The 15,618-nt window shown below is 63.4% G+C and carries 16 protein-coding genes; 7 read left to right on the top strand and 9 right to left on the bottom strand.

Translation table 11 applies throughout. The features are described from left to right. Nucleotides 1-25: 25 nt before the first annotated feature. Nucleotides 26-628 carry a hypothetical protein gene (locus AB4Y43_RS08975; protein WP_368727573.1) on the bottom strand — a complete coding sequence of 201 codons (603 nt, stop codon included), beginning with the start codon at nt 626-628 and terminating at the stop codon, nt 26-28. Nucleotides 629-881: 253 nt separating this feature from the next. Between AB4Y43_RS08975 and AB4Y43_RS08970 the strand changes: the two genes are divergently transcribed. After that, the gene (locus AB4Y43_RS08970; protein WP_368727572.1) at nt 882-1,124 is read left to right on the top strand and encodes a hypothetical protein; all 243 of its coding nucleotides are present in this window, start codon (nt 882-884) and stop codon (nt 1,122-1,124) included. Nucleotides 1,125-1,260: 136 nt separating this feature from the next. On the opposite strand, the gene AB4Y43_RS08965 is transcribed toward AB4Y43_RS08970, so the two are convergent. The 8 genes from AB4Y43_RS08965 to AB4Y43_RS08930 all read right to left on the bottom strand — a co-directional run bounded on the left by AB4Y43_RS08965 (nt 1,261) and on the right by AB4Y43_RS08930 (nt 8,891). Further along, nucleotides 1,261-1,935, bottom strand: coding sequence for a lipocalin family protein (locus AB4Y43_RS08965; RefSeq protein WP_368727571.1), 675 nt, complete (start codon nt 1,933-1,935; stop codon nt 1,261-1,263). Between the two features lie 370 nt (nt 1,936-2,305). Beyond that, nucleotides 2,306-3,466, bottom strand: coding sequence for an alkene reductase (locus tag AB4Y43_RS08960; protein WP_368727570.1), 1,161 nt, complete (start codon nt 3,464-3,466; stop codon nt 2,306-2,308). 92 nt (nt 3,467-3,558) lie between these two features. Further along, nucleotides 3,559-3,918, bottom strand: coding sequence for a Bax inhibitor-1/YccA family protein (locus AB4Y43_RS08955; RefSeq protein ID WP_368727569.1), 360 nt, complete (start codon nt 3,916-3,918; stop codon nt 3,559-3,561). Continuing rightward, nucleotides 3,909-4,277: a Bax inhibitor-1 family protein gene (locus AB4Y43_RS08950; protein WP_368727568.1), complete on the bottom strand. Its 369-nt coding sequence runs from the start codon at nt 4,275-4,277 to the stop codon at nt 3,909-3,911. The genes AB4Y43_RS08955 and AB4Y43_RS08950 overlap by 10 nt, the downstream gene beginning before the upstream one ends. Before the next feature lie 738 nt (nt 4,278-5,015). Then, nucleotides 5,016-5,855, bottom strand: coding sequence for a universal stress protein (locus tag AB4Y43_RS08945; RefSeq protein ID WP_368727567.1), 840 nt, complete (start codon nt 5,853-5,855; stop codon nt 5,016-5,018). 22 nt (nt 5,856-5,877) lie between these two features. Continuing rightward, entirely contained in the window at nt 5,878-6,045 is a 168-nt protein-coding gene (locus AB4Y43_RS08940; protein WP_368727566.1) for a hypothetical protein, read from the bottom strand. Between the two features lie 32 nt (nt 6,046-6,077). Then, nucleotides 6,078-8,123, bottom strand: a complete 2,046-nt coding sequence (potE, locus tag AB4Y43_RS08935; protein WP_368727565.1) for a putrescine-ornithine antiporter — start codon at nt 8,121-8,123, stop codon at nt 6,078-6,080. Nucleotides 8,124-8,498: 375 nt separating this feature from the next. After that, the gene (locus AB4Y43_RS08930) at nt 8,499-8,891 is read right to left on the bottom strand and encodes a hypothetical protein (RefSeq protein WP_368727564.1); all 393 of its coding nucleotides are present in this window, start codon (nt 8,889-8,891) and stop codon (nt 8,499-8,501) included. Nucleotides 8,892-8,937: 46 nt separating this feature from the next. On the opposite strand from AB4Y43_RS08930, the gene AB4Y43_RS08925 reads away from it, so the two are divergent. The 6 genes from AB4Y43_RS08925 to AB4Y43_RS08900 all read left to right on the top strand — a co-directional run bounded on the left by AB4Y43_RS08925 (nt 8,938) and on the right by AB4Y43_RS08900 (nt 15,615). Further along, the gene (locus tag AB4Y43_RS08925; RefSeq protein ID WP_368727563.1) at nt 8,938-9,414 is read left to right on the top strand and encodes a sensor histidine kinase; all 477 of its coding nucleotides are present in this window, start codon (nt 8,938-8,940) and stop codon (nt 9,412-9,414) included. A gap of 21 nt (nt 9,415-9,435) precedes the next feature. Beyond that, a complete protein-coding gene (locus AB4Y43_RS08920) occupies nt 9,436-10,857 on the top strand; it encodes a DUF2252 domain-containing protein (RefSeq protein ID WP_368727562.1) in 1,422 nt (473 codons plus the stop codon). A gap of 50 nt (nt 10,858-10,907) precedes the next feature. Next, on the top strand, nt 10,908-11,939 hold the full coding sequence (locus AB4Y43_RS08915; RefSeq protein ID WP_368727561.1) for a hypothetical protein: 1,032 nt from the start codon (nt 10,908-10,910) through the stop codon (nt 11,937-11,939). A gap of 63 nt (nt 11,940-12,002) precedes the next feature. Next, nucleotides 12,003-12,830, top strand: a complete 828-nt coding sequence (gene ppk2, locus AB4Y43_RS08910) for a polyphosphate kinase 2 (protein WP_368727560.1) — start codon at nt 12,003-12,005, stop codon at nt 12,828-12,830. Beyond that, complete coding sequence (locus AB4Y43_RS08905) at nt 12,827-13,672, top strand: potassium channel family protein (protein WP_368727559.1); 846 nt, start codon at nt 12,827-12,829, stop codon at nt 13,670-13,672. The genes ppk2 and AB4Y43_RS08905 overlap by 4 nt, the downstream gene beginning before the upstream one ends. Nucleotides 13,673-13,806: 134 nt before the next feature. Next, entirely contained in the window at nt 13,807-15,615 is a 1,809-nt protein-coding gene (locus tag AB4Y43_RS08900) for a PHA/PHB synthase family protein (protein ID WP_368727558.1), read from the top strand. Nucleotides 15,616-15,618 lie beyond the last annotated feature (3 nt).

The raw sequence follows: 15,618 nt of genomic DNA, 5'->3' as shown, positions 1-15,618 counted from the left end.
GTCGGGAGTTGCTGTAAGTACGGAATCAGTGCAACGGCTCGCCGTCGCGCAGGATCTGCACGGCGGTTGCCTCGACGTAGTCGACACGCACGCTGTCGCCTGCCTGGAGTCCGTCGAGCTGACTGTCCGATGACGCCTGCAATACCACCGTGCGCGTTGGGCCGCGCAAGGTGATCAGGCGCTTGTCGCGGTCGATCTCGACGACCGTCGTCACCGCTTCGACGCGGTACATCGACAGTGACGAACGCAAGGACGGCCCCGTCGCGAAGCCTTTTTCGACGCGTTCGCGAATGCCGCTCGAAGCGGACTTGTCGGCGCGCAGCAGGAGCGCCCGGCTGAACGTTGCGGCGACGGTGTCGCCGAGCTGCAGTTTGCTGACATCGCCGACATTTCGGTCGACCAGCACGTCGAACGGTTCGCCATTGTCTCCGAGCAGCGTGATGCTGTTGCGGCCTGTATCGATGGCGATAACGACCGCATTCGCATGCTTGATGCTGGTGCCAGAAAACTGGCCCGCGGGCACAGCGCTCTCAACGGATTCGTCGGAGGGTGTCGCACGTGTCGGCGCAGCGCCAACTGCGAGGGCCGCCGCGGCGAGAAGGACGCCGCATCGCCATCTGCTTCTCATGGTGAATTCTCCGTTTGTACGGCAAGCGCGAAGTCGTCGGGGTTTCCGGCGCTTCGGCGATTGATCTCATTCGACCGTCAGTAAGCCTCGAAACGCTTGACCTGCATCAACTGCTGCACCGCCCCTTCGCCAAATGATTGTTTCTAAGGGCGCTGAACTTCGACCGTCCCGATGGACCCGGGGCCTGCAGCGTTGTCCTGGTCAGGGAAGCAATGAGCCAGGAAAATATCCAGGCAAAGAGATGGAGACAGACATGATCAAGAACGTTGGGAGTGCTGAGAAGATCAGGGCGGAAATTCTGCGCCGGGTGCAAGAGAGCGCTGACCTTGGCGACAGATATCGCGATTGCGACATCACGATTCCGCGCAAGGTTGATCCCGCGGACAACGGCGGCTGCAATTGGGCAGTCGACGACTTTCGAGGGGTTGCGCAGGAGTGCAAGGCGCCTTTGAAGGCAGTGATTGCCGAAATGATGCGCGAATATGATCTCGCATGAGATGAAAGCAAAGGCAGGAAACCGCTCGTTATTCGCTCGTGCTTCGATGGCCACTCTCGATGCGGAGGGTGGCTCATCGGCTCGTCAATGGACTTTGGTCAACCAGTGGAGGGGACGGGCGCTTTAAGGCGCGCCCTCAACGGGGTGCCATGTAACCCGGCTGGCCGATCTGTTCGGGGTGTTGAGGAACCCGCCGGAGCCCTTCGGTGTGGATACCCATTGCCGCGAGCCGGCGTACCAAGCCGGCGTACACGTTGTCATCAATGGCCGGCGTACGGGACAAAATCCAGATGGGGCTGCCGTCCTCCTCGCAGCGCACGGTGTAGCGGTAATCGGGGTCCACGTAGACTGTGAGGACCACCACGTTGAACGGCCACAAAATCGTGACTCGCCATCTTCCACCGCCGCTGCCAGGCACGATGGCCGCAACCAGCGTACCTCCCGTTACCGGCTGATCGAAACCGTAGCGTCTTCCGAAGTAGTTGTCATCGATCCTGCCGTCCTCGCGCAGCTCCCAGTCCGCGTAGCTGCCAACGTATTCGCGTTCGTTCAGGTAGGGCACGGTGGCGATCGTGTACCAACGGCCCATGTAGCGCGTCAGATCGACTGGCACCGGCTGCAATGCGGGCAGAGACGCTTCACTGGAGACCGCATCGGAGGGGGTGTTCGATGTGCGGGTTGCGCAAGCCACGAGGAGGAAAAAGATGACGGCCACGACCGCAGGGCGCAGGCGCTTTGTGGCGGCTGGCTTGGCCCCAGTTGCGGCGCGTTCCAGTTCCCGGTGGATAAGCGATTCGCTGTGCGGTTGCATCGTATTCAGGTTTTTTCGTCACGAGCGGCTGCGCCGGACACACACTCGGCTTGCTCCGGAAAGAAGGGGGGGCGCCACGTTTCACGATCGGACTACCGTCAGGTAGGTCTCCGCGACACGGTTGCAGGCCCGATCGGTACGCGCGTCGCATGGCCGGGCCGCCCGCCGGGACGGGAGGGCCACCTCACAACCGCGCTTCGAGCACGGGTGTGACGGGTGCATCCTCTGATGCCCAGGCGTAACCGGCCTCGTGCGGCCAGCCAACGTGCGCTCCCGTAACGTGCCGCTGCCGGGACCGCTTGAAGCGCAGAAACGTGGCGCTTGATAACAGGATGGATCACGGCGCGCCGCGCTGGCTGACCTATGTCAATCATTTCGCCCAGACTCGTTCGAGCGCGTGGTGCACGGCCAGAAGGGGATAGTCGTTGTAGCCCGCCGCTTCGCCGCCGAAATACGTGGCGGGATCGGGTTCGTTCAACGGCGCGTCGATCCGCAGCCGTTCGACCAGATCGGGGTTCGCGATGTAGAGCCGCCCAAAGGCGACCAGGTCGGCGCGGCCCTCTCCACAGGCTTCGATGGCGAGGCGCCGGTCATAGCCATTGTTCGCGATATAGCGGCCGCGGAACGCCTTGCGCAGTGTAGCGTAATCGAAGCCACCCGGCACCTCGCGCGGACCTTGCGTGATGCCTTCGATGATATGGATATACGCGAGGCCGACCGCATCGAGCCGCTCGACGACATGGCGATACGTTCTCATCGGGTTGCGATCGGGCACGGAGTCATTGACCGTACTGACCGGCGAAAGCCGAATGCCGGTGCGACCAGGGCCGCACACCGACGCCACCGCCACGGCCACTTCGAGCACGAGCCGCGCGCGGTCTTCGAGGCTGCCGCCGTAGCAGTCCGTGCGCCGGTTGGTTTGCTCGCGCAGGAATTGTTCGAGCAGATAGCCGTTGGCCGCGTGAATCTCGACCCCGTCGAATCCGGCGTCGAGCGCGCACTGCGCGGCACGCGCGTAGTCCGTGACGATGGCGCGAATCTCGTCTGTGTCCAGCGCGCGCGGCGTCGGGCACGGCTTGAAGCCGGAGGGCGTATAGGACGTCGTGCCTTCGGCGCGGACGGCCGATGGCGCAACCGGCAGCGCGCCGCCGGGCTGCAACTCCTGGTGCGAGATGCGGCCAACATGCCAGAGTTGCGGGAAGATGCGGCCTCCGCGCGCATGCACGGCCTGTGTGACGCGGCGCCAGCCTTCGACTTGCTCGTCCGTGTAGAGGCCCGGCGTGAGGTCGTAACCGCGCGCGGACGGCGAGATGTTCACGCCCTCGGTGATGATGAGCCCGGCGCTCGCGCGTTGCGCATAGTGTTCGACCGTCAGCGGACCAGGGACGCCATCGGCAAGCGCGCGGCAACGTGTGAGGGGCGCCATCACAATGCGGTTCGCGAGGACGACGGGGCCCAACTGTATGGGTTCGAAGAGGCTGCCACGCTCACGGGTGGCTGGCGAGGAGGGAGTTGGGGTTGCGGTTGACATTGAACTGCTCTCCTGATTGTTTGGCAATCCGTAATTTGATGATCATTGGCGCGCGATGTGCCGGCAGTGGAGCGAAGCGGTACCCGGTCAGTTCAGCGGCGCCGATGTCCCAATAGACGCAGCAGCATCACGAAGATGTTGAGAAAGTCGAGATAGAGCGCGAGTGCGCCGACGATGGCTTTCTTGCCGGCAACGACATCGTCTTCATCCGCGATATAGAGGTTCCTGATTCGCTGCGTGTCGTATGCGGTGAGACCCGTGAATACCAATGCGCCAATCACAGAAACGGCGAGCTGCAAGGTACTGGAATCCACGAAGAGATTCACGAGCCCCGCTATCACGATGCCGGCGAGCCCCATGAACAGAAAGGAGCCCAAGCGCGAGAGGTCGGCCCGCGTTGTGTAACCGTAGACGCTCGTTGCCCCGTAGGTGCCGGCGCTGATCACGAACACGGCGCGATGCTCTCGCCGGTGTAGACGAGAAAGATGCCGGAAAGCGAAAGCCCAACCAGAGCGGCATAGGCCCAGAAACACAACTGCGCCGCGGCTGGGCTCATGCGCTCGATGTGCCAGGTCAGCAATACGACCAACGCGAATGGAGCCAGCAGGACGACCCAGAAGAGGGGCGTCGTGGCTATCGACGCATAGATGCCGCTCGCTGCCCCGCCATAGCTAATGACGCCGGTCAGCAAGAGGCCCCCGGCCATATAGTTATAGACGCGCAGCATATGGCGCCTGAGGCCGGAGTCGCCTTCTTCCCATCCGCGCTGCAAGTCTCCAGAGCGGCCGTGCCCGGTGAAATCGATTCCCATGTTCAATCCTCTCGATCGTGATCGCAAGACGAATTCAGTTGGCGTCAGCCGGCCCTGGCAAGTCGCTTCAATCGGCCGCCGCGCCCCAACCCATGCAGCGGGTAGCGAATCCGAAGATGCGCAAGCGGCTGCGCAGGAGGCCCTACCGTAGACGGTACGGGCACTTGCAGGCCGCCGAAAGCCGAGAGTGCATGACGTCCAGCGCTTGAGCGTGCGGTTCGCTGCGTTCGCGTGGTTGCCGGGATGGTTACGGGCCGCCAGGGCAACTGCATGTGGGCGTCGAACACGAGATGACCCGGGCTCAACCTCGTGTGGTCGCGCGAAGTGACCTGCTTCAAGAGTCCGATCAGTTCACTCGCGCGAGTCAGGTGTGCGGCATTGAGACGTCCAGACGCGAAGAGCGGGAGATCGGCGCCCTTCGGCATTGCGTGCCAAACCTCTATATGGCAGCCGCCGCCTGGTTCGTTCAGCGTCATGAGCACGTCATAGAGCCGCCGATGGCCTCGGACGCCGCGGTAGCGAAAGCAGAACTTTGCGGGCTCGTCACGGCGGTTGGCTGCGACGGTCTTCGGCATGGTGGAACGCTCTCGCACGATGGTGGCTCCGGTGAGTGCAGGCTTGCCGAGGCGTCGGTTCTTTGCATCGGCTGGTCTCATTCGACCTCCCGGCAGTGTTGGCGCGCTTGACCTGCATCAAAGGCTTTGCAGCTGTTTCTTCTGTGGCGTCGCGCCCCGCCGCTCAATGCGACATCAAGACGGGCAGTGTCATCGAAGAGAGAATCTTGCGCGTAACTCCGCCCAGCACGAACTCGTGGAACCTGGCGTGGCCGTAAGCACCCGCGACGAGCAGGTCATAGTTGCCGTCGGCCGCATGTTTGAGAAGCGTGTCGCCCGTCGACACGCTCGCCGGATGGTCGAGGCGGGAAATGTCCACCGGGATTGTCACGTGACGCTTGAGCATCGCCACGACGTCGGCGCACGATGCGTCTGCCGGGCGAGGCGCAAGCGCTGTAGAAACGGCCGCGATGGTGACATGCGCCGCGCGTGCGATAAAGGGAAGCGCGTCATGAATGGCACGAGCGGCCTCGCGGCTGCCGTTCCATGCGACCAGTACGCGTTCGCCAACGGTTCCTGAATCGCCTGTTTCCGGCACCAGCAACACGGGGCTACCGGCGCCCAGTACAACGGTCTCCAGAAAATCGTCAGCCACGTACGACTGCGGGTCCTTCGGCCTCGATTGCCCGAGGATCACGAGGTCGGCGGACCGGCCGCATTGCATGACCGTAGCGACGGGATATCCATCCGGCGCTGCCCACGCGCCAGGCACCTGTGTGCGGGACAGTTCCGCACGGAACAGCCGTTCGACTGCCTCACGCTTTTCCGCAAGGAATCTGCGATGGGCGTCGTAAATGTCCGGGGCGCCTGTCATCGCATAGAACCCGACCGGATGCGGGTCACTCATTGCGAACACGCCGTCCAGGTGCGCGTCGAATTTACTGGCGAGCTTCAGCGCGAGCGACAGGCGTGCATGCGCGCCTGTGCTCGTGTCGAGATGGACCATGACGGTCTTGTAGGTCATTGTGGATCTCCATGCGGAAGATTCATTCCGGTAACGCTGCCCAGCGGAAGAACGCACTGGAATCCGCATCGAGGTTCCCAAACCATTTTCCGTAGACGGCGGCGAACTCCGGCGATCTGTACAAACGGCTGAGCGCGCGGTCTACCAGCAGGCGCAGGTCATCGTCGCCGCGCGCCATGCCAATCGCCACCGAAACTCTCGTGAAACGGCGGTCAAGAACGATCAGATCGCTCGCGGCGGGACTCTCGCGCGCCATGGCACGAGCAGCGCGCGGTCGGCGAAGAAGACGTTCGACTGGCGGCCAACGACTTTCTGCACACCGGCCTGTATCGACGTGACGGGTACCACCGTCGCCGAGATCGCGAATTCGTCGAGCTTGCCGGCAAGCCAACGCTGCGCAGGCGAATCGGCGATGACCGAAACCGTCTGCCGGGACAGCAGTTCCGCAGGCGACGCGCGCCAGATCGGGTGAGACGCACGCTCGCCAGACAATATCTCGCGGAGTCCGGGGGCTGCATCCGTGCGGAGCAGCGCTCCGATGCCCGCCGGATACACGGGGATGGAGAGCGCCATGCCCTGCCTGTTCGCGAGCGTATCGAGCGCTCCGCATACGAGATCGACCCGCCGTTCGCGCAGCGCGCGGGCGTCGTCGCCGGCTGAGAGCGGAACCCACTGGATATTTAGCGCGGCCAGTCCCGAGTCGCTTTTGATCTGTTCCGCGATCTTCTGGCACAACGCCACTGTGTAACCGGTCACTTGCCCGGCAGCGTCCTTATACGCATAAGGACGCGCCTCGCTGAGATAGCCCATGCGAATGTTGCCGGACCGATTGATTCGCTGGAGCGTCTCGCTCGTCGTCTGTTCCTGCGCGCGCACCGGGTGCGGCATCAGCGTCGAAAGCGCGAGTATGCCGATCATCATTGCCGTGGCCGCCGAGTCCGCAGCGGCGCGCCGCGCGGAAGCCGGCGAGCCGGTGCGATTGAGCGCAAAGCCATAAATCGCGTAACCGATCGCCATGACCAGCATGCCGCCCATTACCGCATCCTTGCCCGAGGCGTAGATCGCATAGACGGAGTGCGCGAGCGCCACGATGGCAACCGCAGCATTGACCCGGTACTTTGCTTCCTGCGTGCCCCCGTTGCGCATCATCACAAAGAGCGCCGAGAGCGAAATGACGTACGGAATCACGTTGGTGACGACTGCAAGATTGACGAGGGCTGCGAACTGCGCGCTCAGATTCGGAGAGATCGTGGACAAGGCCATCAGCGACTGGACGATGCCCATGATCACCATGCCGGCAATTGGCGCACCCAGGCGGTTCGTCTTGCCGAATACAGCGGGGAACATCTGGCTCGCGGAGGCGTCGCTGGCCGTTTGCGCCAGGGTGAACTGCCATCCCAGCAAGGAACCGACGCACGCCATTGCGGCGAGGCCCATGACGATGGAACCAACGGCGGGGCTGAACATCTGCGCAAAGGCGAGGCCGAACGGTCCGGTCGATCTGGCGAGTTCGGCATTCGGCACGATGCCCTGGATCACGGCCGTGGAGAGAATATAGATGACCGCTGCGCCCAGGGTGCCGAACATGCAGGCCAAAGGCACGTCGCGCTTGGGGTTCTCGACAGCGGACGAATTCTGCACCGCCGATTCCATGCCGAGGAATGCCCAAAGCGTGAGCGAGATGCTGGAACCCATGCCCTCCACGAGGCGCAGGCCCTTGGGGTTCCACGCCGCCGCAAACGTACCGGCGTGAAACCAGAACCAGCCTGCAATCGAGATGAAACCCACGGGCAGGATGACGCCCCAAACCGTGACCGCGCCAATCCGACCTGTTATTTTCGGTCCGCCGAAATTCGCCACTGTGGTCAGCCAGAGAAGAGTGATCACACCTAGACAGGTCGCCAGTGGAGAAGAGGTCAGCATGGGAAAGAATGCCGCGAGATAGCCGAGCGCCGAACTCGCGACCGCCACGTTCGCGATGGCGATGGACAAGAAGTACAGAAAGAAGACCTGGAAATACCCGTCCTTGCCGTAGGCATCCTCGGCGTAGGCGGCCATGCCGCCGGCACGCTGGTTGAGCAGGCCGGCTTGAGCAAAACCGTAGGCAATCGCGAGCGAGCCGATTGCCGTGACGAGCCAGGACAGCAGCGCAATTGCGCCGACTTGCGCCATGTTGGCGGGCAACATGATGATGCCCGATCCCATCATGTTCACGGTGACGATGAATGTCAGTTGCGTGACGTTCATCTTTTTGGGCTGATCCGCCATGGTGATTCTCCTGCTCGCACCACCGTGCCATGCCTCGCCGCCGAAGTGGCGCGCGTTGTATCCAGCGCTAAACGCGCTGGGCCTGTGTGAAGGCTAGGTTGGGTGGCGAAGATCAGATTGACATAAGTCAATCGGGCCCAGCCGACAGGTCGCCCGAATACTCAACCGTTCAGAGTCGATTCGTGAAGCGCACACAGAAATCGCGTAATGGGGTGGGTGTGATCCAGGTCAATCACTAACGATTTTCCTTCGTTACTGTCAACGCAACGGGAGGCTCGCCTGCGTGAGGGAGAGCTCGGAACAGGCTCAGGCTGGTGCGGGGCAACCGAAGTGGAGGAAGAAACGGTGATCAAGGCAAACGAGGGCAACGGCAAGCTAAATCTCGACCGCTCCATGGCAACGCAGGCATTGGCTAGCGCTTTCTCGTGGTTCAGGAGGATGACGGCGCATGAAGCGCGGTTCGCTGATGCACTCACGCCGCCGCAATGCCGCGATGTTCAGGAGAACATCATCGACGGCAACGCGAGGATTCCCGAAGTCGTGCCGGCGGTAGCTGAGAACGAGCCGCGGCGATTGCATAGGGAAAGGGCATCGGAACTCGGCGACATGGCCGCCGCGCTGGCCCACGAAGTCGACCAGCCGCTCACGGCCATTTTCAGCAACGCCCAGGCCGCGCAGCGCTTTCTCGCCCAGACTCCGCCCGCACTGGGCGACCTGCAGGAGTTGCTCGCCGAGGTCGTTGCAGATAGCGCGCGCGCACGCAATCATCCGGAAGATGCGTCAAGCGGCGCGATGCGAGCCACCCGAAACAAGCGTGATCGATGTGGGCAGCCTCGTGCGCGAAGTAACGCGCCTGCTGCGCCGCGAGACGCAGGCGCTCGACGCGGCCATGGCCACTCGCATCGAGGCCGCCCTTCCCCGATTGCGCGGGGATGCCTTGCAACTGCAGCAGGTCCTCGTGAATCTTTTGCTGAATGCGTTGGACGCCGTGCACGACAGTGCCTGTGAAGACCGCCGGATTTGCGTTTGCGTGACGACCACCGCGAATCGGGACAAGGTGTGCATTGCCATCCGCGATCACGGGTGCGGTGTCGACGTCAGCCAGTTCGCCACGCTGTTCAAGCCATTCGTGACATCGAAGCCCGGCGGGCTCGGGCTCGGTCTTTCGATCAGCCGCACCATCGTCGTGGCGCACGGTGGTCAACTGTGGGCCGAGCGCAATCCCGATCGGGGCATGACTTTCCATGTCGACCTTCCGGCGCAGGCCGAAAGCATGAACGCACAAATCTGAAGCACGAAAGGAGCAGACGTCATGGATAAAGCTGTTTCGCGCAAGGCGGCGCCCGCTACAGAGGGAGTGCCGCTGCCCTACCGTACGCCGGACGAGCGGGCGGCCCAGGGCCGGGTCGTTCGCGACGAGGTACCCCGGTCGTCCCAGGCGGGATGGAAGCTGCCAGACCAGCGCCGCAATGTGATCGAACTGCTCGAGGAGTCCAACGCCGGCCGTTTGCCGCGCCTGATCCCCATCCGCTTCGGTCGAATGTCCGCCTCGCCGTTTGCGTTCTATCGAGGCGCGGCCGCCATCATGGCTGCGGACCTTGCCACGACGCCGACGAGCGGATTGCGCGTACAGGCGTGCGGCGACGCGCATCTGATGAACTTCGGCGGGTTTGCGACTCCCGAGCGCAACGTGATCTTCGATATCAACGATCTCGACGAGACACTGCCGGCTCCCTTCGAGTGGGACCTGAAACGGCTTGCCGCGAGCGTCGTGATTGCGGCGCAGCATCTCGAACTGCCTTATAGCGATACTGTGCGTCTCACGACCGATCTCGTGCGCCAATATCGCGAGCGCATGCACGACTACGCCTATATGCGCGTGCTGGATGTCTGGTACGACCGCATCGATCTGCAAAAGTATCAGGACAAGTCAGGCGACCCCGAGGTCATCGACGCTGCGCGCAAGCGCATTGCGCAGCGTATCGAAACAGAGCGCCAGAAGACTGCCCCCGATTTTCTCTATCCGAAGTTCGTGACCGAAGAGGGTGGCCGCCCGCGTATCAAGGACGAGCCGCCGCTCATCTTTCATCCTGACGCAGAGCTCGCACCCGGCCTCGAGTCGGGATATGCAGAGGCGATCGCGTCGTACCGCGAGAGCCTTGCCGAACACGTGCGCACACTGTTCGACCGGTTCCAGATGGTCGATCTTGCGGCCAAGGTCGTGGGCGTCGGCAGCGTCGGCACGATGTGCTGTGTGGCACTCTTCCTGGCTTCCGACAACGACCCGTTATTTCTACAGGTCAAGGAGGCGAGAGCTTCGGTCCTGGAGCCGTATGCGGGAAAGAGTCTGCATGCCAACCATGGTCAGCGGGTGATTGCGGGCCAGCGCATCATGCAGTCCGCAAGTGATGTGTTTCTCGGCTGGACTCGGGGAAAGAACGGGCGCGACTTCTATATCAGGCAACTGCGCGACATGAAAATGTCTGTCGTGATCGAAGCACTCGATGCGGGAATGCTCCGGCAATACGGACGCATGTGCGCGCACGCGCTTGCCCGGGCCCATGCGCGCTCCGGTGACGCCGCGATGATTGCCGGGTACATGGGTTCGGGCGGGGCTTTCGACGACGCCATCACCGAGTTCGCAACGGAATACAGCGCGCAGAACCGGCGCGATTATCGAGAGTACATCCACGCAATCCGTGAAGGCCGGATCGAGGCGATGATGGAGGACTGAGCCGGGAACGACACGCAAAGTCACGCACCGGAACTTGAGGGGCCATAGTCATGGGCATACTGAGCTGGCTGACACGCCGCAAGGAAGCGCGCGTTGCGGACGACGCGCTCGACGACACGCTCGTGCGCGAAGGGTTCGACCGTGTCGTCAAGCTCAATCCGCAGTTGCGCCTTGCGTCCGGTTACGAGCGGCGGCTTACGCGCGCCGTGCGCATATCGCTGTGTCATCTCGATGGACTGATCGGCACGCTGCCCCCGGCGCGCCACGCAAGCGGCGCGGTCTGGCCGACGGATGCCTGTATTCACGCGTACTTCGCCGCACCCGCCGATGTGGCCCAGATATTGAGCCGATCGGAGGAATTGCGGCGTTTCTTCGATGACCAGCCTGGCGCCGACGAAGCCTTCGCGGTGCTGGGCATGGAGATGATCGAGCGCCGCACGCTGGGCGCGAAGCAGGAGGGCGAAATCGTGCGCACGGACGCTGTACGCACCACGATTAGCTTTACTGATCATCAGGTGCGCATATGCGGGCGAACGGACCTTGAACTCAGGCGTGAAATCGTGCTGCGCATGCTCGAACAGCTTGCGATGGCGGGCCTTGCGCGCGTCGCGGCCACCGTCGCGCAGCGCGACGTGCTCGAGCAGGAACGCGCGCTTCTGAAAACCCGTCTGCAACTGCTCGAGCGGCAGGGCGTCGGTATGGGGCAGGTGGTGGGTGGCGCGGCGTCGGCCGATCCCGGGGAGCTGGCCAGGCTGCAGGCGCAGATCGTGGAGAACGCACAGAATCTCGCGAAGCTGGGCCTGCGTAGCGACGCACTGCAACAGGACCTCGAACAGGTCTGCGAGGTGCTGGACGATCCGGCAGCGCACATGGACGTGACGCTCAGGCATGTGCGGCTCGACGCCATGAACGTCGTGGTCGACGCAACGTCGTCGGCGCGGGCGCAAGCGCTCGACCTGCGCGTGGCGCGCGTTCCCGCCCTGCCTGGGCAACTGCGGGCCTTCGATCTCGTCCGGTTTGCGCGCCGTGACCTGCTGTCCATGCCGAGCATGATCGATGAGGCAAGGCGCCCGCTCATTTGAGCTTCATGGGAGCAACGCCCGAGTATCGAGAATAGCGCTCAAGCCGAAAGGGAGGGAAATGTCATGAGAGATTCACGCAAAGCAGACCATGCCGCCGGCCAGCAACACGAGGACAGCGGCAAGCTGAGCAACAGTACCTACCTGAAGGAGCTCGCGCGACTGCATGTGGAACTGGTGAAGCTGCAGGAGTGGGTCGTGCATGAGGGCGCGAAGATCTGTATTGTCTTCGAGGGCCGGGACGGAGCGGGCAAGGGCGGTGCCATCAAGGCGATCACCGAACGTGTGAGTCCGCGAATCTTCCGCGTGGTCGCATTGCCGGCGCCTACGGAGCGCGAAAAATCGCAGATGTACGTGCAGCGTTATCTGCCACACCTGCCGGCCGCGGGCGAGGTGGTGATATTCGATCGCAGCTGGTACAACCGCGCCGGCGTCGAGCGGGTCATGGGATTTTGCACGCAGGAGCAGGTCAGTGCGTTCCTGAAAGACGTGCCGCTCGTCGAAAAGGCCATCATCGACTCTGGCGTGATCCTGCTTAAGTACTGGCTCGAAGTGAGTCAGGAGGAGCAGACGCGGCGTCTGGAGTCGCGCATCCACGACGAACGCAAGATATGGAAGCTTTCGCCGATGGATCTGGAGTCCTACCGGCGCTGGTACGACTACTCGAAAGCGCGCGATGACATGTTTGCCGCCACCGACACCGAGTTCTCACCGTGGTTTGTCGTGAACTCGAACAACAAGAAGCGTGCGCGGCTCAACATCATCAGCGATCTGCTGCACAGGATTCCGTACAAACCGGTGTCGCGTGATCCGGTCAAGCTGCCCAAACGGGATAAAGCGCGTGACTATAAAGAGCCGGATCGTCCATTTCGCTTCGTTGAGGAGCGGTTTTGAGCATCGGCTGGCACATGGCAGGACTCGGCGGGGTCGATACACATGACGGAGCCGCTGCACTGCATGCATGGTCACGTGCCCGCTGGTTTTTGCTTGCGGGCTGCCTGATTGCGATTCCGGCGTTCTATCTCGAACTGCTCTCGACATCGAGCTGGATGCTGCTGACCGCGCGGGTCCTGTACGGCGGCATGGCCGTGGCTTGCGCGGGCGCTATCGCGCGGACCGCCATGTCGACTCACAAACCCGCGCGATTTCTGGATCGCAATGCGTTTGACGTGGCGCTTGCCTGTGGCGCGCTCGTCAGCATGACCGGCGGAGCGAATCCATGGTCTGTGCTCGAATGGGTGCTCAGGCTCGCATTCATGGCGATGATCGCGCTGCGCATCGTCGTTGCGCTGAGTGCGTATTTCGAGCTGAACCGGCTCGCGCTGCTCCCGCTCGCGGGCTTGATCGTTCTGCTGCTTGGCGGCGCCGGGTTCTACGCTCTGGAGCCGCGAGTGCATAGCTACGCCGAAGGGTTGTGGCTCGCATTCGAAAGCAGTGCCACGGTCGGCTACGGCGATTTCGCGCCGACCACACCCGCGTCGCGCATCTTTGCGGTGTTCGTCGTGCTGCTCGGCTACGGCATGTTCTCGCTGGCGTTCGCCGGCATTGCCGCGTGGCTCATCGGCAAGGAAGAGCGGCGGCTCAGGCGCGAGATGCATCGGGATATCAAGGCGCTGCATGCGGAAATCATCGCGCTCCATCGCGAACTCGAGGGGCTTCGTGATGCGTTCGCTCCCCGGCACGGCGGTTCGCAAGGCGCAAGCAACGACACAACGCAGCAACTGAGGACTCGTTGAACGGGCGGGCAGCGCTCCGTGTACTTGATTCAGATCAATGGTCACCCTGGGCCGCCAACGCACAGTGATGCGGTTGACTGCGCCGCCGGCCATACCGCACACGGCGGGCGTATCGAACGAAGGGCTCCCTCATCATGACCGATTCCGTCGTTAGCGATGCTGAACCTCTGCATGCGAGCCTCACAGTCCGTGAAGCGCCTGAACGCGCCGCGGAGCACAGGCGACCCGACCTCACGCCCGCCGATCAGTGGAACCGGGCAGCCCATGCCGCTTTGGCCGCCGCGACATTCGGCCTTTCGCCGATGGCGCTCGCGCTAGCGACACTCGATTGGGCCGGGCACCTCGCGGTCTCGCCCGGAAAATGCTTCGAGCTTGCGACGCGTGCATGGCATGCGGCGGGTGTGTTTCCTGCCGCGTCGCGCTGCGCCGGCGACGATGCGGATGAGGGTGAGACGTCGGTGTACGCGGGGCATGCCGACCCTCGTTTTACGGCCGCCGCGTGGTCGAACTGGCCATTCCGGATGTATCGCGACGCGTTTCTGGCGGTCGAGCGCTGGTGGCGCGACGCTACCAGCGGCGTTCCGGGCGTCGAGCGGCACCACGCGGAACTCGCCGCCTTCGCGGCGCGCCAGTGGCTCGACGCGTGTTCGCCCGGCAACTTCATCGCGACCAATCCGGTCGTGCAGCAGGCCACGTTGCGCAACTGCGGTGCCAACCTTGTTGCGGGCATGCGCAACTGGCTCGACGACGCGACCGCAATGGCCGACACGATGCGTGGCACGCGTGAGCACGTGGCACAGTCCTGGCTCCCTGGGCGCGACGTTGCGGTGACGCCGGGCCGGGTCGTCTGGCGCAACGCTCTGTGCGAGCTGCTGCAGTACGCGCCCATGACGCCCGACGTCGCTCGCGAGCCGATCCTGGTCGTGCCGTCGTGGATCATGAAGTACTACATCCTGGACCTGCAACCGCACGACTCGCTCATCCGCTTTCTGGTGGAGCAGGGCTACACGGCTTTCACGATATCGTGGCGCAACCCCGGCCCCGAGGCGCGCGATCTCGGCCTTGAGGACTACCTGCGCGACGGCTTCTTCGCCGCGCTCGACGCCGTTCGCTCGCGGTGCGGCGAGGCGGTCCACGCGGCCGGATATTGTCTCGGCGGAACACTGCTCGCAATCGGTGCGGCCGCGCTGGCGCGCGACGGCCGGCAGGACCTGCTGCGCTCCGTCACGTTGTTTGCCGCGCTCACCGACTTCAGCGAGCCCGGCGAACTCGGACTGTTCATCGACGCAAGCGAACTCTCCGCGCTCGATGCGCTGATGTGGCGGCAGGGGTATCTAGATGGCGCGCAAATGTCCGCAGCGTTCCAGTTGCTGAATGCGCGCGACCTGATCTGGTCGCGCATGATGAGCGAGTACCTGCTTGGCCAGCGCACGAAGCCCACCGATCTGATGTCGTGGAACGCCGACACGACGCGCATGCCGTACCGCATGCATATCGAATACCTGACACACCTCTTTCTCGACAACGATCTCGCTGCCGGCCGCTATTGCGTCGACGGCCGACCGATCGCGCTGTCGGACGTCGAAGCGCCGATGTTCGTCGTCGGTACCGAGCGCGATCACGTATCGCCGTGGCGCTCGGTCTACAAGCTGCATCTGCTCACGCATAACGCGCTGACGTTCGTGCTCACGGCGGGCGGGCACAACGCCGGCATCGTGTCCGAGCCGGGTCATCCAGGGCGTCACTTCCGGTGCGCCACGCGCGAGCCCGACGCGCCGTACCGCAGCCGCCATGAGTACATGAGCGATACGCCCGTGACCGAAGGGTCGTGGTGGACCTGCTGGCGCGACTGGCTGCGCGAGCACTCCACGGGCGAAGTGCCGGCGCGCATGCCGCAGGCCGGGCTCGGCCAGGCTCCGGGCGAATACGTGCTCGAAACATGAGCG

It is taken from the genome of Paraburkholderia sp. BR10872 (assembly GCF_040965835.1).
In the GTDB taxonomy this organism is placed as follows: Bacteria; Pseudomonadota; Gammaproteobacteria; order Burkholderiales; family Burkholderiaceae; genus Paraburkholderia; species Paraburkholderia nodosa_A.
This window is presented reverse-complemented; position numbering and strand designations above follow the sequence as displayed.